This is a genomic window from Mesobacillus zeae (genome assembly GCF_003570705.1).
Classification (GTDB): domain Bacteria; phylum Bacillota; class Bacilli; order Bacillales; family Cytobacillaceae; genus Mesobacillus_C; species Mesobacillus_C zeae.
The window spans coordinates 1-17,012 of the sequence record NZ_QWVT01000015.1 but is presented as its reverse complement, the minus strand read 5'-3'; the positions used below and the strand labels follow the sequence as shown (position 1 = coordinate 17,012).

General features: G+C 42.7%; 23 protein-coding genes. 3 read left to right on the top strand and 20 right to left on the bottom strand.

Annotated features, from left to right (window positions below; translation table 11 throughout):
- Positions 1 to 2: 2 nt before the first annotated feature.
- The 6 genes from D1970_RS08075 to yoyC all read right to left on the bottom strand — a co-directional run bounded on the left by D1970_RS08075 (position 3) and on the right by yoyC (position 4,422).
- A complete protein-coding gene (locus D1970_RS08075; protein WP_119112374.1) occupies positions 3 to 503 on the bottom strand; it encodes a FixH family protein in 501 nt (166 codons plus the stop codon).
- Positions 504 to 557: 54 nt separating this feature from the next.
- Entirely contained in the window at positions 558 to 1,955 is a 1,398-nt protein-coding gene (locus tag D1970_RS08070; protein WP_119112373.1) for a sensor histidine kinase, read from the bottom strand.
- Complete coding sequence (locus tag D1970_RS08065; protein ID WP_119112372.1) at positions 1,952 to 2,632, bottom strand: response regulator transcription factor; 681 nt, start codon at positions 2,630 to 2,632, stop codon at positions 1,952 to 1,954. The genes D1970_RS08070 and D1970_RS08065 overlap by 4 nt, the downstream gene beginning before the upstream one ends.
- A 2-nt stretch (positions 2,633 to 2,634) precedes the next feature.
- Positions 2,635 to 3,606, bottom strand: coding sequence for a YncE family protein (locus D1970_RS08060; protein ID WP_119112371.1), 972 nt, complete (start codon positions 3,604 to 3,606; stop codon positions 2,635 to 2,637).
- A 146-nt stretch (positions 3,607 to 3,752) separates the two neighbouring features.
- Positions 3,753 to 4,043: a hypothetical protein gene (locus D1970_RS08055; RefSeq protein ID WP_119112370.1), complete on the bottom strand. Its 291-nt coding sequence runs from the start codon at positions 4,041 to 4,043 to the stop codon at positions 3,753 to 3,755.
- A gap of 103 nt (positions 4,044 to 4,146) precedes the next feature.
- Positions 4,147 to 4,422: a protein YoyC gene (yoyC, locus tag D1970_RS08050; protein WP_119112369.1), complete on the bottom strand. Its 276-nt coding sequence runs from the start codon at positions 4,420 to 4,422 to the stop codon at positions 4,147 to 4,149.
- 100 nt (positions 4,423 to 4,522) lie between these two features.
- Here yoyC and D1970_RS08045 point away from each other — a divergent pair, with 100 nt between their 5' ends.
- Positions 4,523 to 4,765 carry a DNA alkylation repair protein gene (locus tag D1970_RS08045; RefSeq protein WP_119112368.1) on the top strand — a complete coding sequence of 81 codons (243 nt, stop codon included), beginning with the start codon at positions 4,523 to 4,525 and terminating at the stop codon, positions 4,763 to 4,765.
- Positions 4,766 to 4,827: 62 nt separating this feature from the next.
- Here the strand turns inward: D1970_RS08045 and D1970_RS08040 are convergent, their stop codons facing one another.
- The 10 genes from D1970_RS08040 to D1970_RS22255 form a co-directional block, all read right to left on the bottom strand.
- Complete coding sequence (locus D1970_RS08040; RefSeq protein WP_181213229.1) at positions 4,828 to 5,721, bottom strand: hypothetical protein; 894 nt, start codon at positions 5,719 to 5,721, stop codon at positions 4,828 to 4,830.
- Between the two features lie 337 nt (positions 5,722 to 6,058).
- Positions 6,059 to 6,238: a DUF2188 domain-containing protein gene (locus tag D1970_RS08035; RefSeq protein WP_119112367.1), complete on the bottom strand. Its 180-nt coding sequence runs from the start codon at positions 6,236 to 6,238 to the stop codon at positions 6,059 to 6,061.
- A gap of 46 nt (positions 6,239 to 6,284) precedes the next feature.
- Entirely contained in the window at positions 6,285 to 7,217 is a 933-nt protein-coding gene (locus D1970_RS08030) for a CobW family GTP-binding protein (RefSeq protein ID WP_119112366.1), read from the bottom strand.
- An 81-nt stretch (positions 7,218 to 7,298) separates the two neighbouring features.
- Complete coding sequence (locus D1970_RS08025) at positions 7,299 to 8,801, bottom strand: lmo1851 family serine protease (RefSeq protein WP_119112365.1); 1,503 nt, start codon at positions 8,799 to 8,801, stop codon at positions 7,299 to 7,301.
- 176 nt (positions 8,802 to 8,977) lie between these two features.
- On the bottom strand, positions 8,978 to 9,154 hold the full coding sequence (locus D1970_RS23370; RefSeq protein ID WP_209796872.1) for a heavy-metal-associated domain-containing protein: 177 nt from the start codon (positions 9,152 to 9,154) through the stop codon (positions 8,978 to 8,980).
- Between the two features lie 101 nt (positions 9,155 to 9,255).
- Positions 9,256 to 10,059, bottom strand: coding sequence for a M15 family metallopeptidase (locus D1970_RS08015; protein WP_119112364.1), 804 nt, complete (start codon positions 10,057 to 10,059; stop codon positions 9,256 to 9,258).
- A 474-nt stretch (positions 10,060 to 10,533) separates the two neighbouring features.
- Positions 10,534 to 11,238: a purine-nucleoside phosphorylase gene (gene deoD / locus D1970_RS08010; RefSeq protein WP_119112363.1), complete on the bottom strand. Its 705-nt coding sequence runs from the start codon at positions 11,236 to 11,238 to the stop codon at positions 10,534 to 10,536.
- Positions 11,239 to 11,385: 147 nt separating this feature from the next.
- Positions 11,386 to 12,156: a sporulation protein gene (locus D1970_RS08005; protein ID WP_119112362.1), complete on the bottom strand. Its 771-nt coding sequence runs from the start codon at positions 12,154 to 12,156 to the stop codon at positions 11,386 to 11,388.
- A 16-nt stretch (positions 12,157 to 12,172) separates the two neighbouring features.
- Positions 12,173 to 12,970, bottom strand: a complete 798-nt coding sequence (locus tag D1970_RS08000) for a serine/threonine protein kinase (protein WP_119112361.1) — start codon at positions 12,968 to 12,970, stop codon at positions 12,173 to 12,175.
- A 15-nt stretch (positions 12,971 to 12,985) separates the two neighbouring features.
- Positions 12,986 to 13,153, bottom strand: a complete 168-nt coding sequence (locus tag D1970_RS22255; RefSeq protein WP_181213270.1) for a hypothetical protein — start codon at positions 13,151 to 13,153, stop codon at positions 12,986 to 12,988.
- A 74-nt stretch (positions 13,154 to 13,227) separates the two neighbouring features.
- Between D1970_RS22255 and D1970_RS07995 the strand changes: the two genes are divergently transcribed.
- On the top strand, positions 13,228 to 13,938 hold the full coding sequence (locus D1970_RS07995; RefSeq protein WP_119112360.1) for a DUF2515 family protein: 711 nt from the start codon (positions 13,228 to 13,230) through the stop codon (positions 13,936 to 13,938).
- A 478-nt stretch (positions 13,939 to 14,416) separates the two neighbouring features.
- On the opposite strand, the gene D1970_RS07985 is transcribed toward D1970_RS07995, so the two are convergent.
- Entirely contained in the window at positions 14,417 to 14,590 is a 174-nt protein-coding gene (locus D1970_RS07985) for a YozD family protein (protein WP_119112358.1), read from the bottom strand.
- Positions 14,591 to 14,733: 143 nt separating this feature from the next.
- Here D1970_RS07985 and D1970_RS22245 point away from each other — a divergent pair, with 143 nt between their 5' ends.
- Positions 14,734 to 14,904 (top strand): hypothetical protein, encoded by a 171-nt coding sequence (locus tag D1970_RS22245; RefSeq protein WP_181213227.1) that lies wholly within the window; start codon positions 14,734 to 14,736, stop codon positions 14,902 to 14,904.
- On the opposite strand, the gene yodN is transcribed toward D1970_RS22245, so the two are convergent.
- From yodN to D1970_RS22240, 3 genes are all read right to left on the bottom strand, one after another.
- Complete coding sequence (yodN, locus tag D1970_RS07980) at positions 14,901 to 15,596, bottom strand: germination protein YodN (RefSeq protein ID WP_119112357.1); 696 nt, start codon at positions 15,594 to 15,596, stop codon at positions 14,901 to 14,903. The genes D1970_RS22245 and yodN overlap by 4 nt on opposite strands.
- Before the next feature lie 149 nt (positions 15,597 to 15,745).
- A complete protein-coding gene (locus tag D1970_RS07975) occupies positions 15,746 to 15,967 on the bottom strand; it encodes a YozE family protein (RefSeq protein WP_119112356.1) in 222 nt (73 codons plus the stop codon).
- Positions 15,968 to 16,547: 580 nt separating this feature from the next.
- On the bottom strand, positions 16,548 to 17,012 hold a 465-nt coding region (locus D1970_RS22240), incomplete at its 5' end, for a hypothetical protein (protein WP_182478594.1).

Here is a 17,012-nt window from a genome sequence, read left to right as displayed (position 1 = left end):
TTTTAATGACTAGTGCTGTCGTGTTTTTCTTCATTTTTTTTCTTTGCGTCATCCAATTCGTTCATATCAGCATTGCTGTCATGGTGATCTTCCTCAGGTTTGCTGGATTTCCCGACAACAAACTCTTTTTTCGGCATGTTGTGCATGTCTCTTGCAGTTACATGGGAAATAATATAGTAGGTTCCTTCTTCCATGAACGTCTTATTCAAGCGGTATTTCCCTTTCTCGCTATGCTTCACTTGGAACTTTTCATGCTTATCATTATTCGCACGCCATACTTCAAACTTAACATCATCCGCATCTGTTACTTCTTCATCTCCGTACGTGATCGTTGCCTCAAATGTCACTTCTTCACCAGGCATTGCCTTTTCAGGATTGACAGTCAGCACAACATCTAGAAATTGTGGTTTCTCTTCTACTTTGTTTTTTGTTTTGTCTCCGCCGCAGCCTCCAGCAAGGAGAAGCGTCAGTGATGCTAAAATAAGCAGACATACCCTCTTCATTGTTTCTCCCCCTTTAGATGATCCAAACTAATAGCTAAGGTAAAAACGCCTTGTTTAGAGCACTGGAAATAGCACTTTCACTTTTGTGCCTTTCCCCATCACGCTTTCTATCTCAAGTCTTCCACCGTGAAGCCTCACTAGTTTTTCAGTGATTGACAATCCGAGGCCTGTTCCCCCGTCAGACCTGGATCTAGCCTTATTAACCCGGTAAAACCTTCTGGTAATGCTGCTCAAATCTTCAGGAGGTATACCAATCCCTGTATCTGTAAGTTCAAGCAGACAACCATAAGGATGTTTTGAAAGTGAGAGCCTAATCACTCCACCATTATCAGTGTATCGAATTGCGTTATCCATAATATTTTGGAGAATCTGTTCGATTCTGGCTTCGTCACCGTTCATAATAATATCAGGATCAAGCGAAGTCTGGAAAGTTATTTGTTTCTCTTCCATGGTTGGTACATATTTTTGTGAAAAATCTTCGATTAACTGCGCCAGCGGAAATAGGTGCTTCTCCAAGCGATATTGTCCTGCGTCTATCCTTGACAGGTCAAGCAAATCTGCAACGAGCTGTACCATCCTTGAGGCTTCCCTGTTAATCAGCTTTAAATACTTATCCTGCTCGGACGCCTTTTTTATAAATCCGGATGCAAGCGCCTCGCTATAACCTTTTATATAGCTAATCGGCGTCCTTAATTCATGAGAAACATCCGCCAAGAAATCCCTTTTCCGTTCATCCTCTTCCTCTATCGATCTTGACATATGGTTAAAAGCAGAGGCAAGCTGTCCTACTTCATCATTTGACTGGATTTCAACCCTGGTGGAGTAATCTCCCTGCGATACGTTTTCCGCAGCTCTCTTCATGTCAATCAATGGTTTTGTCAGCCTTCCAGTCATTTTGAACCCTAGATAGACGGCAATAATAATGAATGCAGCCCCGCCCATAAGCCATAGAAGAGAAAAATCATGTGTCAGTTCAGAAATTCTTGCAAGCGGAACATAGAGGTAAATAATGCCTTCAAGCCTGTCACCGTCAAGGAGAGGAACTAGGACTGCCACGATTTTACGGTCAAACCTCTCTTCGTATCCTTTTTTCGTAACAGCCTCTCCGGCCAGCAGCTTATCCCTTTCTTCCGGACCAACCAAAGTCTCGTAGTTTATATCGAAAGGCAGGCAGGCACTTAGCTCCCGCGGGCTATTCACTACAAAGACTTCGGACTCAGATTTCCCGTTATACCATTCAATATCCTTTTTCAGCTTATCTGAAAGTGGCCCCCCTTTATAGTCAAGGGCAAGACGGTTCCCTTCTTCCAAGAGAGACTTTTCTTCCTGGTCTACATACAGCTTTTCGTAAAAAAGATAAGAAAGTAGGAAAGAATAAAGAATCGTGATCAGAATGGAGGCTGTAATCGTCAGCCACAGTTTTTTAAACAAGCTGCCGGGCACAAATTTCATGCCCCAAGCACCTCAAACTTATAGCCAACACCCCAGATTGTTTGTATGTAATCGCCTGTACCCAGCTTCATTCTTAAAGTTTTAATATGTGTGTCAACAGTCCTCAGGCTGCCATGGTAATCCATCCCCCAGACATGCTCCAGCAGCTGTTCGCGGCTTAACGCCTGCGATTGGTGGTCGACAAGAAAATTAAGCAACTCAAACTCCTTAAGTGTAAGGGGGATGACTTCGCCTTCCACAATCACCCTTCTCGCTTTCTTTTCGATAGTGATTTTCCCGATTTTATTTATTTCCTCTTCTGTTTTAACCGGCAAGGCCCTTCTAAGCACCGCCATGATTCTTGCAACCAATTCGCCAGGACTGAATGGTTTAACAATATAGTCATCGCCGCCCATTTGTAGCCCCTTCACTTTATCCCACTCCTCGCCTTTTGCCGAGAGAAAGATGATCGGTACCTGGGAGAAAGATCTCACTTTTTCACAAACCTTGTAGCCATCTTCATATGGCATCATAATGTCAAGGATGATCAAATCAATATTTTTTTCCCCGAGCAGCTTGTATGCTTCTGCACCGCTTCCAGCCTGATAACAGCCGAATCCGGAGTTCTCGAGGTACATTTGAATAAGATGCCGCATGTCCTCCTCATCATCGATGATCAATACATTGATGGGACTCATGTTTACTTCCCTCCTTTTACTATTTGGAATGGTCCTTTTCCAACTTTAATCCTTGCTTCAATCTTTAAGTTTTCAGGGTCGACCAAGTAGATATCATCACTGTCATAGCCTGCCACGGCCAAGATGTTTCCGACTGTCTCCACTTCAAATGGATTGGCCCCAATCCTTAATGAACCATGCTCTGCACCGTTGGTATCGAGCTTGTACAGTGTACTTGAACCATGGCTGAGGACAAAAAGACCGCTTCCATTTTTCGTGAAATTAACAGGCATTTCTGGTGCATGGATTTGTTTTTTTAATTTACCGGTCTCGATATCGTAAACATGAATGCTCTGTTCAATATTCGACCCTTTACCATGCCCGCCAACCCAAACTTCATTATTCTTCTCATTCAGCACAGCTCCTGCCGCCGAAGCATGAATAGGAAACGAGCGAATATTTTTTCGTTCTTCAGGATTGATTATATTGAGTTTTTCATCATGGAAACTGACTGCAAACAGCCGATCGCCTTTTCCGGATTCCAGCAGTGTCAATGGCGCAGCATTAAGGTGCAGCTGCCCGGTCTGCTTGCCTTTTGTACTGTAAAAGTCAATCGTATTTCCTTCATCGTTTGAAAAAACAATTTCTTTCCCGTCTGATAGAAGGAGGCCGTTGACTACCCCTTTGCCGATTTTCCAGCTTCCGGTCTTTTCACCTTTCTTCATGGAGTATAAATCTGCTTCTTTCAGCGTTTTCCCGTAAAGAAGCAAGGTATCTCCATCAGGGAGGATGATCCCCCCATTATAAGGTTTTTCTACATCCCATTCAGCGATATTCTTTCTTTTGGAAATATCAATAAAAGATACTGACATATCCTTAATATTCATAGTCGCAATAACGGATGGGCTGTAAGCCACCGGAGCCAAGCCGTCTGATGAACAGCCTCCCGCAAGCACCGAGAATACAAAGACAACGAGTGTTATTAAAGGCTTCATCAATCTACTCCTTTTTATCCCTTATACCACTTCATATTATACAACTAAAATATGAAAACTGTAGTATTTTGCGCGTCCTTTTCGGCTAAAATCGTTGTACGCAAAAGCAGCTGCCCAAAAGGCAGCCGCAACAAATCATTATGTATTTATTTAACCACTGGATGTAAAGCAGGATTTACAAAGAGATCCTTTAAATCATCACAAATCAGCTCAAGTTCCCATGGACAATCAGATTCAACGACAAACAGGTTATTCTCGATGTGAATATGAAAGACAGTATCCTCCAGTCCGCCAATAAAATCAATACTATTCACGCCTACGACTCTTTCCCTGTCTCCTTCGCTGGTCCAGCACCCTGTTACAAGCTTAGAAAATACAGCATCAAGGGAAGTATCATCCCTCTTAAGCTCTAATACGCAGCGGCTGCTTTCTGACATCCTTTTTCCTCCTGTCTTATTTTGTAAACAATAGGACTATTTCTATTGTACAAATTACGGCAGGCTAAGACAATATTTTTCTTAATGCTTTATAGCAATCCATTCATTGCGAAATGATTTCTTCTGCCAACTCTGTATGCAGCTGAATCAAGGATACTTTGTCATGGTTGTCAATCGCCGAACGTGCAATCCGCTTTGTCGCTAAATAATATTTCTCATAGCAGGACTTCCTAAGCCTTGGATGGGTATTTTCATCGCGCAGTTCACGAAGAATTGCTTCTTTCAATGTTTCTTCCTCGTTATCATTGGTAAGCAAAGCCCGATTGCTCCATACTTTCCTGTATTCGGTAAGCAGTTGGGCGTAATCGTAATCGTTCATAAACATACCTCCTGTATCAATCTGCACTATGTATTTTGTCATAAAAAAGGGGGGATTTGCAAAAACTAATTGATAATATATCAAAGAGGAGGGCAAATAAATGAACGTTCCCTACAGATGTCCTAATTGCCGCACAAACAGGAGCAGATTCAACTTAATCCGCCAAGTTCCCCAAGCTGTCAAGCTTGATCCCGGGACAGGCGCTATTATGGAGGAATATACAGCCGACCAGCCCAGCCCTTTCCAAATTCCATACAAAGGACCCGAACTTAAAATCCAATGTGGTGTATGTGGATTAATAGAGGATGAATTGACGTTTGCAAAGTTCGGAGAGCAAGCTTAAAATTCATTTGACCGAACAAATATAAGTTTAGCCGCAAGCCATAATATCAAGTAAGGCTGGAACTAAAAATGTCCAGCCTTACTTTTTTTGGGGGAAGGCAGTGCAAGTTTCTCAAAAAAGTCATCCGTATCTATTTTCCATGGAGCAAAGGGCGTAAAACGGACAAGCTGAATTTCCCCATTGAATTTAATAAACCTCCCGTCCCCCAAGATAAAAACTGATTCTGCAGGGACTGACAGAGAAAGCTCCCCTTCCATATCCTCAAAAGGCAAAACGCTCATCCTGTTCAGAGCCACATTATCAATTGAAGCCATTCTGCTTTGCAAATCTGTCTCCTTCAGTGATAGAAGTGATACAATTTTGAGGTCTTTTTGTTTCATCCCAGCGAAAAAACTGTCTACAAGTTCATAAGGATTGGCATTCTCCAGATATTCATCAACCTTTCCGGCAGCTTTCAAAACCATTAATTTATGCGAAAGGTCCATCGAACCGGTACGATGTGTTGTGCTTCCGTAAAAATGGATGCAGAAATGACCAGGAAACTTGTTTTTCAAGGCACCAGCCCCATGCGGCATACCATGCATGGAAGCGGCAATCCGCCGATCCTTTCCAATAACAATGATCGCCCTTCGTTTCCAGCTCCACTTCCCGTTGTAAATTTCTTTCATTACTTTTGTTTCGTCGGCATTCAGCGGCTGAACATCCGCATGACGACTTCCCGCCCGCCTCTGTACCTTGAATTTCTTTCCCGTTTCCACATCTTCAACAGTAAAAATACTGTACTTTGGGAGAATACCGTTCACTTTTTCCCATTTCAGCATCACTGGATCAGGCTGTTTTGCAGAAGCCCCATCAGGGTTATCGATTAATAACAGTGCAAAAAAGATCATAAAGGCATAAAAATTTTTCATCATTCCACCGCTTTCTTTCATGTCTGCCGAAGAAAGTTTCCCCAATATGGCTGCTTCCTATTCGTATGGCTAACATGACACCCCAAAAGAACAACCGCATGCACATCTTTAGCAATGTACACTGCATGCCGAGGAAGTATAGCCACCGATATGCTCGGGTTCAGGCTGCATTCGAATGTACTTGGGGCAGAATTTTCATTCCCCCTCAAATGCAAAAGAAAGTCACCGTATTCTTAAAAAGGTTCGAAAAACTATCCAGGAACAAAAAGAGATCGCCTTTTACCCAGCTAAAATCAGCCAAGTAATGACGACCTTTTCCTAATCTCTTTTTTCATCTTCAAAAAATTTCTTTTTCAACAATCTGCTAAGGATGAGCACGATTTTAATGGCTTTCATGGTTCTTTGTATATTCTTTAGCTTTGTCTATGGCAATCGCTATGGACTTTCCCTCTTGGTAGTGTTCATCTTCAAGGAGCGCGTTTGCAATTTCAATTGCTTTTTCCCGTGTCGCATCATCCAGGTTCTTCATGGCTGGAGGATAATCGTTTTTTGTCCAAGGCATATCCGTATTGTCCCCGCTTTCACTATAAGTTTAATGGACAATACCCTTAATCTTGCTCTGGCAAACGGCCCTCCAGTTGCTCCAGCTTCTGGAGGATCTCTTTCCAGTCAATTTCATGGCCAATAAAAACAAGATTCAGCGGAAGATTCATACATTCTCTCATATACAGTGTAGTTCCATATGAATACTGAAACAAGTCAGGATAATCAGCATGGCTGAAGTGAATATAGCCTTTTATCCGGAACATTCCGTCGGGGAGCCCGCGCAAAAAGTCTTCAAACCCAGATTGACTGACTCTTGCACTAAACCGGTAAACGAACGTACTGAGACCAAGCCCAGCATGGACATGGGCTGCCTCTGCCCCTTCTTTGGCTGACACAGACAAGTTCCTTATTTTTTTTGCAGGAATACGTGAAAAGCTTGTAAGGATACATGGTGCAGCTGCATTAAGCGATTGTATTTCCATGCATAATTTTCCTTGCTCAAAGTCTGACAGCATATCTGTTTTATTCACAACTATCAAATCCGCGAACCTTACTTGTTCAAGGAGGAGCTGCTGGATTTGTGGCGGCATCGCGGCACGTTCCTTCCAGAGGGTACCATCAACCGTCGTAACAATTCCCTTCATTTCGATAAGATCAGCAAATAATGGGGATAACACAGCATCTAGCACTTCAACTGGATGTGCAGCGCCCGTTGTTTCTATGTAAATGGCATCAGGTTGATATAATTTCAGGATTTCCTGCAGCTGGGATTCGAGCTTGTCCTGCAAAGTGCAGCAAATACAGCCGCCTAGCAGCTCCTTTAACGGTACTGTGTCATCAATTTCATCGGAATCAATGGAAATCTCTCCTAATTCATTCATCAGTACAGCAACCTTGCGCCCTTCTTCATGCTCGGTCGTTAACAGCTCTTTCAAAAGTGTTGTTTTCCCTGTTCCGAGAAAACCTGCAAGAATGTATATTTCTGCTTTTGGCATGCTTATCTCCTCCAGTTATTACGGGTGTCTTTATCCATATTAGCGCAGGAAAAGCTCCCCAGTCACCCGGAGAGCTTTTTGTTATTGTTTCATTTCCTTCTTAAGGATTTCCTGTGCTTGTTTAATTTGCGGGTCTTCTTTTTCTATTTTGTCTTTTAGGGCTGTCATAAGCTCTATTGTTGAATTGCCTGACAATATTCCCGTCTGTTCAAGACTCTTGTCCTGTTGGAAGCGGATTACGGCTTGCTTTGTATTTTCATCAAAAAAGCCGTCATCTCTGCCTGGGTCATAACCAAGAACGCTTAGCATTTTTTGTGCTGCCTTTACCTGTTCAGACGCAGAGGAAACCTTTAATTCCGCATCCGGATTAATAAACGGCAATGAAGCGTACTCTGGAAGCGCCACTTCGTAGTTAGGCTTGATTCCCTTTTTGTGGATCCAATTTCCTTTAGGAGTCAGCCATTTTTCCGTTGTAAACTTTAAATTCGAACCATCCTTAAAGCCTTCTGCTCTCTGTACTGTTCCCTTGCCAAAAGATTTCTCCCCGACAAGCGGAACTCCGGCTGATTCACTAACTGCCCCTGCCAGTATTTCAGATGCGCTTGCGCTGCCTTTGTCGATAACGACAACAAGCGGCATTTCAGGATTTCCTTTTCCTTTTGAAGCGAATTCCTGGACATTTCCATTCCTGTCCTCCACTTTAAACAATACCTTGCCGCTTGGAACAAACATACTCGAAATATCGATGGCCTGGTCCAGAAGCCCTCCTGGGTTCTGACGCAAATCGAGCACTAGCCCTTTCATGCCCTTTTTCTCGAGATCTGCGAGCACTCCAGTCAGTTCCTTTGCAGTATGTTCGGAAAAGTTGGTGATTTGTACCTTTGCAATATCATCCTCAAGCATTTCCCCATATACTGTTTCAATTGGAATGGTATCCCTCACGATTGAAACATCCATTGGCTGCTCAGTACCGGGACGAAGGATGGATAACTTGACCTTTGTTCCCTTTTCCCCTCTGATAAGGGCCACTGCTTCGGAAGAACTCATTCCCTGAAGCGGCTTTCCGTCAACGGTCAGTACTTTATCTTCTGGCTTAAGCCCTGCTTTCTGGGCAGGTGATCCTTTGATCGGTGTTACTATGACAATATGTCCGTCTTTTTCCTGTATCTCAGCCCCGATTCCCTCGAAGGAAGAGGAAATGTTCTGATGGAAGTTTTTTGCGTCGTCCTGGCTCATATAATCGGAATATGGGTCTTCAAGCGAATCCACCATTCCATTTATAGCTCCATTAATTAGTTTCTTCTCATCCACTTTTGTGTAGTAATCAGCCCTTAGAGTATCGTAAGCTTCATACAGCTTTTGAAATTCTTCCCGTTCCCTGATCACTTTCACTGCCGGCTGCTCATCGTTTCCAAAAGCAAGTGCAAAGGTGGTAATCCCTGCTGTAAGGAATGCGATAAGAAAAAGGAGCATTGTGAAGTGGAATTTCTTTATGCGGATAAAGCCCTGTTTTGGAGTCTCCGACTCAAGTTTAGCCGGTTCTGCTTTTTCCGGATTTTCGCTGTTGACTTTTTCCTGGTCCATCGATTCACCACTTTCAAAAACAAATGCTTGTATTAAAATCCTTAATGAATAGAATAACATTTTTGATTCAAAAAGGACAGGGAAATTAATACAGATTGCTTTTCCCTAAAAAAAGAAGACAGCTCTTTATTTACTGGCTGCCTCCTATCTGTTAAACAACATGATATCCTTCATCTTCAACCGCGCTGACGAACTGGTTTACAGATGCCTTTTGCGGATCGAACTCTACTGTTGCGGTACCGTCCTGCTGTGAGATCCGTTACCGCGGCAACCCCTTCGACTTCCATCAGTGAACTCTCCACTGTCGTTTCACAGTGAGCACAGGTCATTCCTGCAATATTGATAGTATTCATCGTTTTACATCACTCCTATTCAGCAATACCAGATATACTGGTTCATACCCTTTCCAATTAAAAATAAGCACCTGGCTTAAAGAAGCCAGGTGCAGGATGAATTATATCTTCCGGACAGTTTTGAAGTATTCTTCAAGTGTCCATTTATTCTTATAGATTTCAGTTGCAGCTTTTTTACCAACATACCTAAAGTGCCAAGGCTCGTACTGGTAGCCCGTAATCTCTTCTTTCCCTTTTGGATAGCGGAGAATAAAACCAAAGTTATGTGCATGATCGGCCAGCCAGTGACCTTCCTTCACACTCCCAAATTCCTCGGACAGTGCAAAACCTATGCTTTGTCCTGAAATATCCATGGCAAGGCCAGTTTGATGTTCGCTATTACCGGGATAGGCAACTGCTTCTGCTGCTTTCTCTTCACCGACTCGCTGAACTTCGGCATCAAATACTTCTGTCTGCCGCACATGAGAACGGTAGCCCGAAACGGCAAATAGTTCAACGCCTTGCTGCTTGGCTTCATTGAACATCTTTTCCATTGCCTCAGCGGCTTCTTCTCTAAGCAGGGCTTTTTCGAGCTGTTGGTCCCCGAAGGAGAAAGCAACATTCGCCCTGACAAGGTCATCAGGCACATAGCTTGAAGGCAGTGCATAATCCTTGTTTACGAGAGCAAGATGGTTGAATGGATTCTGGATGACCTTTCGGCCGTCAACTGTGTCGATGTCATTAAAGTAAGCAGCTTCAAGTGAAGGGGAACTTGTCCCAGATGAATCTTTATCTGCCTGTTTATTGCCATCATTATCGTGGTTCTCTGTCTCTTTTTTGGTGAAAGGGAGTTTCCCTGTATCCAGTGATGAACAGCCTCCTGATAGGAACGCGGCTATCACCAGCAATAACATTGCTTTTTTCATTATACCCACCTGTCTGACTGATTTCTGTTGAAAAACAATATATCTATTCTATCATGTTTATGCAAATAAACAAAACAAGCTTATTACGGACAATGAAATGTGGAAGCGCCCGTTTAGCAACGTATGGACTGGAGCCACCCAAATCTAGCTGTGGCTCCTAGCCTTTAAATGACTGAGATAAAGGAAACACGATGAGCGGAGCGAATCGATGTTGACATATAACGCTAAAGGCGTTCACGTCCTGTACGCAACGCCTTACTCGCACATCCTGTGCTTCGTTGTTGGGAGGTGGGCGAAGTCCACTAGACGCTGGGCGCTGTAGCAGGACAATGAAATGTGGAAGCGCCCGTTTAGCAAAGCCTGCTAGCCGCATAGTGTTTGCCAACAAAACTGGACCGTGATCAAAGTATAAGCTTAAATGTTTTCTGATCTTCCTAAAAAACAGCTCTTTCCAATTGGAAAGAGCTGATTATTCTACTCCATTGCAACCGCTTCAAGGGCCACTTCAATCATTTCATTAAAGGTTGTCTGGCGCTCTTCAGAAGTCGTTTCTTCGCCTGTCAGTATTTGGTCGCTTACAGTCAGAATAGAAAGGGCCTTGCGGTCAAATTTGGCTGCAAGTGTATACAGGGCTGCTGTTTCCATTTCAATTCCCAGTATGTTGTATTTCGCCCATTTTTCTAAATCACTGTTGTCGTTATAGAATTGGTCCGCCGTGAGAACGTTACCAGCCTTTAGGTTTAAGCCTTTCTCACGTCCTGCATTATACGCTTTAAGTAGCAAATCAAAATCGGCTGTCGGAGCATAGTCAACTCCTCCGAATGTAAGGCGGTTCATTTGTGAATCAGTTGATGCAGACATCGCCAAGATTACGTCCCTTACTTTTACATCCTTCTGGATTGCACCGCAGGTTCCAACCCTTACTAATGTTTGGACATTGTAACTTGACATCAATTCATTGATATATATGGAAATGGAAGGAACGCCCATGCCCGTTCCCTGTACAGAGATCCTTTTTCCTTTGTATGTTCCAGTATAGCCAAACATGTTCCTCACTTCGTTATATAGTTTGGCATTCTCCAGGAATGTCTCTGCAATATATTTTGCTCTTAGCGGGTCCCCTGGCAGCAGCACTGTATCGGCGATTTCATGTTCTTTTGCATTAATATGTACGCTCAAAATAGTATCCTCCTTAGTAGAAACAGTCATTCGTTAGTACTATAACACAAATGGGTACCACAAGAAAATCTTCCGGCATAAATATCATTTATTTGTCATACAAAAAAAGCAAACGGCGAATTCACTTCACCGCTTGCTTTTTGTATGTCAGCTGTAGCGCTCAATCGCTGCCTTAAGCTTTTGCAGCATGGAAGGGATATCTGCCGAGGTTACAGTCATTCGCACATTTGTTTCATCTGTCTCAAGCGCTTCAGCCAAAAAGCCTCCTAATCCTCTGGCCCGCCTGTCAACCTGAAGGTAAAGCTCCATTTCGTTTTCGGACAACGGAAAGAACACAACTTCCAGTTCGTCAAGCTTCCCTCGAAAAGGCCCTGAAACTGGAATGAATTCGAATTCCTGTATGAATGGGAGCCTGCGGCGAAGACGGTAAGAGGCTTCCTCGCATTCGGCATCCCGAAGCCGGAAACCAAGGTCTTCCGCGGCGCCGAAAACCGCCTCCATCAACCTGTTGGGCAGCACTTTAATAAAGTCTTTGTCGGATGGGTCAACAGCATTTTTTATGTCCAGCCCTGTCGATACCCAAATCTTTGTTCTTCCGATAGATAATGGCATATCGCCCGGCAGCTGAAATGAAAATGGTATTTCCTTCGATTCGGATGGACCTATGTCAAAAGTTTCGGTAACACGAAAGCGGTCAATAAGTGCTGTTGCCGTATATTTTTTATCATCAGCTTCTTTTATATAGGTCGTATGGAGCGACAGATAAATTTCGTCCACTCTCTGTTCGGCCTTTCCGCCGTTAATTGTAATGATCCCTTTAACTTCTTCGCCTGGAAAGTAATTATCCCTTTCAAGCCTTGTGTCCACCTGCGCGGATCCAATTCCGATACTTGCGAATACTTTATTGAAGATTGACATATTTCTCCTCCTTAAATTACCTGGCGATTTTCAAAAAATCCTTTTGTACTTCATGCCAAATACTATATGGCTCATCGAGCTGAAGAAGCCTTCTGATGATCTTTTTAGCAAATGGGGTAATTTTCAGCTCTTCCTCCCAGCTTTTTTCCATCGGGTGGTTATCGGTCACTTCATACCCGGAATAAAGCAAAAACAGGAGAAAGTGACCAAGACCATAAAAGTCGCTGCGAAAAGATACCTCCTTGAAAGGACTCCTAGTTCCTGGGCAGAGTGGCTTCACTGTTTCCGAAAGCTCTTTCGCAAGCCCAAAGTCAATGATTTTAATTTTATCCCCTTCGATCATAATATTCGGAATCCGTATATCTCGGTGAACAACATTACATGCATGTATAAAACCAATTATTTCAATCAGCTCTAATGCGATACTAAATGATTCACGTTCCCCAAATACCTTTCCTTCTGAAAAAATCAATTGCTCGAAGGTTTTTCCATTTATGTATTCCATCGTAAAATATGGAATCCCAGTATACGTGCCGCGATTATACAATTGCGGCAGAGCAGGATGCTGCAGTTGTTCCAGGAAGTCAGATTCCCTAAGGAATTGATCTCTGCCCTTTTTTGATAAGCGCTTATGAAGGCGCAGGGCTTTCAATACTGCAACGCGCTTTTCTTTCCTATCATAGACAAGATAGCTTCGACCATAACTGCCGCTTCCCAGGTACTCCTCGACCTGATACCTTCCATCGATGAGATCCCCTTTTTTGTACTTTTGCTCCACCATATTCACCAGTGTATGAATCAATGACTTAAGCATAGTTCCCCTTTATGTTCAGCTGCTGAAAAAACTGCTGCGGCTGGAAAAAAAGCTGCGACTTTTACGTCTTCGCTTGTAATAATCGTGCCCATATCCACCATGTTTGCGATTTCTTGCATCGGAGCTGTAACGTTTTTTGTTCATCGAACCCTTCATAAGGGATTTAATCATTTTTTTAATCACCTTTTGGCCCTCCTAAACGTTTTATACTCATATATACGGTTTTAGTCATTCCAGGTTTCACCCGGAGGTGCCAAATGAAAAATATTTTTTCCATGAAGAAGATTTTTAGCTTTTTGAAGCCCATTATCCCCGTAAAGGAAAGGAAAGTGCTAAAAAGGATAGAATACACCATACTTCATACTAAATTAGAAGAGCATGTAATAGTAAACTTGCAAAGTGCTCAAGAGCACGAAAAATTGTTGGACAAAATTTTCACTGAAACGAAAAAGCATAATGCAAATAACGTGACACGGACAAACGCCTATCTATCTATATTAAGCCGACGTCCAGAACTTCACTGCGCTTTCCTGGCACATACGGTTTCAAAGAACGGCGGCTACTATATGACTGACTTGAAGAGCAGTTACATGGATGCCATTCTGCCTCATGGCGAAAAAGAAACCTACTTTTTATTTTTAGAGGAATGCAATGCGGCTATTTTCCAGGATGCTTATCCTCAGCTGCTTCTTTATGACGAAAGTACAAAGCAGTGCAAGCCATTATACTTTCTTCTGAGTCATTTCCATGTTTCCCGCTTTATGGTGCCAGTGTGGAATCTTTTTCACCAAGAGGGCAATTCAACGATGCTGACAACTGCTTTAATCATCAACGAACAGAAAATGCTTGAAAAACGTGTTTTGCTAAACAGAAAGAAAAGCAGACTGCCATTCTCTGATATTCTGTTCCAGCTTCAGGAGAAGCTAGGGTTTACTAGTATTTACTTTACGTTGGCTGGAGGGCGTTAAAGAACTAACCAGCCTTAAAGGGCATGTTGTTGATAATTTTGAAAAGGCCAGCTGCAGAATCGAAACAGGAAAGAAACTATACCGGATTCTTTTTTATGAACAAGATCTTTTTGAAGCGGTCCATTCTTATGCCCTTTAACATAGAACATAGTGGGTCCCGACAAGATTTTTGGCCATGGCTGTTTAGCTCTTTCAAAGATACTAGTCATGCTATGCTGTTCAGCCCAAAGCTAATCTTCGCATGGAAAGACCAGACTAAGCAAACATTCGGAAAAGCGGATTGGTTCAGATTTAGGGATACATCCATTCTTGACTTGTTGAGAACACTCCCTGAGGTTACTGAGAGCGACTTAACCATCCACGCATTCCGCTCTTTCGACAATCGCCCTGCTCGCAGGGCCAGTGACAAAAATAATTGAATAAATCCTTTGTTTTTATATGCAGCGCAAGAAGAGGCAGACCAGGCGGCCCGCCTCTTTTACTCTTCTTCTGCATCTTCATCAATAATGCATTTCTTGATAAGATACTCAAAAGTGATATCCGCCATCTCCTCAATTTCTTCCTCTGTGGGAACGTATCCCCTGTTCATAAGCTCTTGAAAGAAAAAATCCGCAATTTCTTCCGTATCGATAAATACTTCAATTTCTTTCAAAGAATCGCCCCCTTTGTACAGAATGTATGAACTGACGTCTTTTTTCATGTCTTCGTTCTTAGGTGAAAAATTTCGAACAGCGGACCAGTCTATTTTCAAAAGGTACAGCATAGATTGTCTGTATAACTTTTAGGGGGAACAGGATGAAGACAATTAAACTAGCAGCTGAAGCTTTTGTTCATGATGTAAATGATGAAGAGAGCATTATACTCGGCCTTTTCGAAAAAATCACAACCGGTTTGTTTACAATCGTCCTGTTCGGGGGCTTGCCGTTTTTCTTTTGGATTTTGATTCAGTTTTTCAATAAATATTAAAGGGCGTTTTCGCTATCCTCGCCCAAAATGCTCGAAAGCTTGAGGACAATATGATCCATCACATCTGCGTATTCATCATCGCCAAACCACTGATATAAAATACTGTAATCATTATAAATATCTAGAAGACTGTCAATTAAGTAATTTTTCTGGTTCATTTTCATTAATTGTTCCTTCTCCGCTTTTCGCAGGACAGGCTTTTTAACTTTCTCGGGTGAGGGAAGAGCTCTCTGGCCGGATTTAGATGCTAACCCCATTTTCTTGATGGCTGTTTCTGCATTTTCCGCGTCTGCTACCAGGGTGAGCTCTTCCTCACCAGCTTCAAGCCATTCTCCATCTTTTATCCGGGATAATTCATAAATGACATCTTCCCATGCATCCTCTTTGTATCGCCAAATTTCGGTTCTGAATCCAACGATTTTAAACAAGTCTGGCCCATACCCTTTTACCTGTACAAGGTCTCCGAAAAAAAACCTGTATTCTATATCTATATGTTCCTTCTCTGCCAGCTTACCTTCATATTCAGACAGCAGTTCAAGGCTTGATTCGAGGTAAAGCCCGTCGCTCCTGTTAATTTCATATACATACAGTCCATCCAGCCATTTAACATTAGTTACTTTGCCTACAGTACCATAGATTGTGATCACGACTGTATCACCGATTTTATATTTCGGTTCCTTCCTTTTATCCATTTCCTCCATCCTCTCAATGATGAGCCGTGAATTTATTTACCCACAGTATATGCGCACCCATTGAAAATCGACACGGTATGGACCTGAATTGAGAATCACCCTATCCTTCAAATTTCCTGCCATTGAAAATAAGAAAAGGATAGGTTTCCCTATCCTTCTGACTGTAAATATATTTCCCAAGCTTCGTCGAACACCGTCATACTTTCAAGATACTGTCCGTTAAACTCCAGATACGAACTGAGTTCATGATAATCAGACGACGTCTTTGGAAAACTGTGATCCTCATAAGCATTGTTCGCAAAATTGCTAATGGAGTCCTTCGGGCTCGGATGCCTATATTTCATTAAATAGTGATAAAAGCTTCTGGACATAATGGACGCCCCTTAAAAATGTTGATGGCTATACTATACCCAATAATGAAAGTACAGTCCATTATTTCTTATTGCTGAAGACTAACTTCCACTACAGGGAAGCAGTTCTGTCATTGACATGAGTCAAGGAAATCATCGCCATTGATATCGGCCAAACAGGCTTTTACCCTCTTGAAGCGTTATCGGGTTCATTCAAAAGGGTCATTTGATCTTATAACTCTTGATTGGAGTTGCGTCTGATGAGACGCTTTTTCTTATTTTTAATCCAGAACTGGTCCTTGAAGGTGAGCGAGTTGAGCCTTTTTAATAAAACCGGCTGCTAAAATGGTATTTTTCAGTTCAGAAGGAGAGTCTCCTGTTTTCTGGCTGGCTGATTTTCCAATATATCAACCATCTTCTGAGCTATATCAATCAACTTGGCGCGGATATCGACCATCCTCTGAGCTATATCAATCAACTTGGAGCGGATATCAACCATCTTCTGAGCTATATCAATCAACTCGGGGCGGATATCAAACCATCCTCAGAGCTATATCAATCAACTCGGGACGGATATCGACCATCCTCTGAGCTATATCAATCAACTTGGAGCGGATATCGACCATCCTCTGAGCATATCAATCAACTTGGAGCGGATATCGACCATCCTCTGAGCTAAATCAATCAACTTGGAGCGGATATCGACCATCCTCTGAGCTATATCAATCAACTCGGGGCGGATATCAGCCATCCTCTGAGCTATATCAATCAACTTGGAGCGGATATCAACCATCCTCTGAGCTATATCAATCAACTTGGAGCGGATATCAACCATCCTCTGAGCTAAATCAATCAACTTGGAGCGGATATCGACCATCCTCTGAGCTATATCAATCAACTTGGAGCGGATATCGACCATCCTCTGAGCTAAATCAATCAACTTGGAGCGGATATCAACCATCTGTTGTGAGATATCAACCAACCCCACAAGCCGCCCGCTTTCAAACTGAAACAACAAAAAAAGAACAGCCGCAATGTGCTGTTCTTTCGCTTCGCCTGGCAGCGT

Coding starts and splice junctions, on each gene's coding strand:
- D1970_RS08005 (WP_119112362.1), bottom strand. CDS start 12,156: ATGTCAATCTTCAATAAAGTATTCGCAAGTATCGGAATTGGATCCGCG.
- D1970_RS07995 (WP_119112360.1), top strand. CDS start 13,228: ATGAAAAATATTTTTTCCATGAAGAAGATTTTTAGCTTTTTGAAGCCC.
- D1970_RS08015 (WP_119112364.1), bottom strand. CDS start 10,059: ATGAAAAAAGCAATGTTATTGCTGGTGATAGCCGCGTTCCTATCAGGA.
- D1970_RS08055 (WP_119112370.1), bottom strand. CDS start 4,043: ATGTCAGAAAGCAGCCGCTGCGTATTAGAGCTTAAGAGGGATGATACT.
- D1970_RS23370 (WP_209796872.1), bottom strand. CDS start 9,154: ATGAATACTATCAATATTGCAGGAATGACCTGTGCTCACTGTGAAACG.
- D1970_RS08070 (WP_119112373.1), bottom strand. CDS start 1,955: ATGAAATTTGTGCCCGGCAGCTTGTTTAAAAAACTGTGGCTGACGATT.
- D1970_RS08065 (WP_119112372.1), bottom strand. CDS start 2,632: ATGAGTCCCATCAATGTATTGATCATCGATGATGAGGAGGACATGCGG.
- D1970_RS07975 (WP_119112356.1), bottom strand. CDS start 15,967: ATGTCCAGAAGCTTTTATCACTATTTAATGAAATATAGGCATCCGAGC.
- D1970_RS08035 (WP_119112367.1), bottom strand. CDS start 6,238: ATGCCTTGGACAAAAAACGATTATCCTCCAGCCATGAAGAACCTGGAT.
- D1970_RS22245 (WP_181213227.1), top strand. CDS start 14,734: ATGAAGACAATTAAACTAGCAGCTGAAGCTTTTGTTCATGATGTAAAT.
- D1970_RS08030 (WP_119112366.1), bottom strand. CDS start 7,217: ATGCCAAAAGCAGAAATATACATTCTTGCAGGTTTTCTCGGAACAGGG.
- D1970_RS08045 (WP_119112368.1), top strand. CDS start 4,523: ATGAACGTTCCCTACAGATGTCCTAATTGCCGCACAAACAGGAGCAGA.
- D1970_RS08000 (WP_119112361.1), bottom strand. CDS start 12,970: ATGCTTAAGTCATTGATTCATACACTGGTGAATATGGTGGAGCAAAAG.
- D1970_RS08075 (WP_119112374.1), bottom strand. CDS start 503: ATGAAGAGGGTATGTCTGCTTATTTTAGCATCACTGACGCTTCTCCTT.
- D1970_RS08025 (WP_119112365.1), bottom strand. CDS start 8,801: ATGGACCAGGAAAAAGTCAACAGCGAAAATCCGGAAAAAGCAGAACCG.
- yodN (WP_119112357.1), bottom strand. CDS start 15,596: ATGGATAAAAGGAAGGAACCGAAATATAAAATCGGTGATACAGTCGTG.
- D1970_RS08060 (WP_119112371.1), bottom strand. CDS start 3,606: ATGAAGCCTTTAATAACACTCGTTGTCTTTGTATTCTCGGTGCTTGCG.
- yoyC (WP_119112369.1), bottom strand. CDS start 4,422: ATGAACGATTACGATTACGCCCAACTGCTTACCGAATACAGGAAAGTA.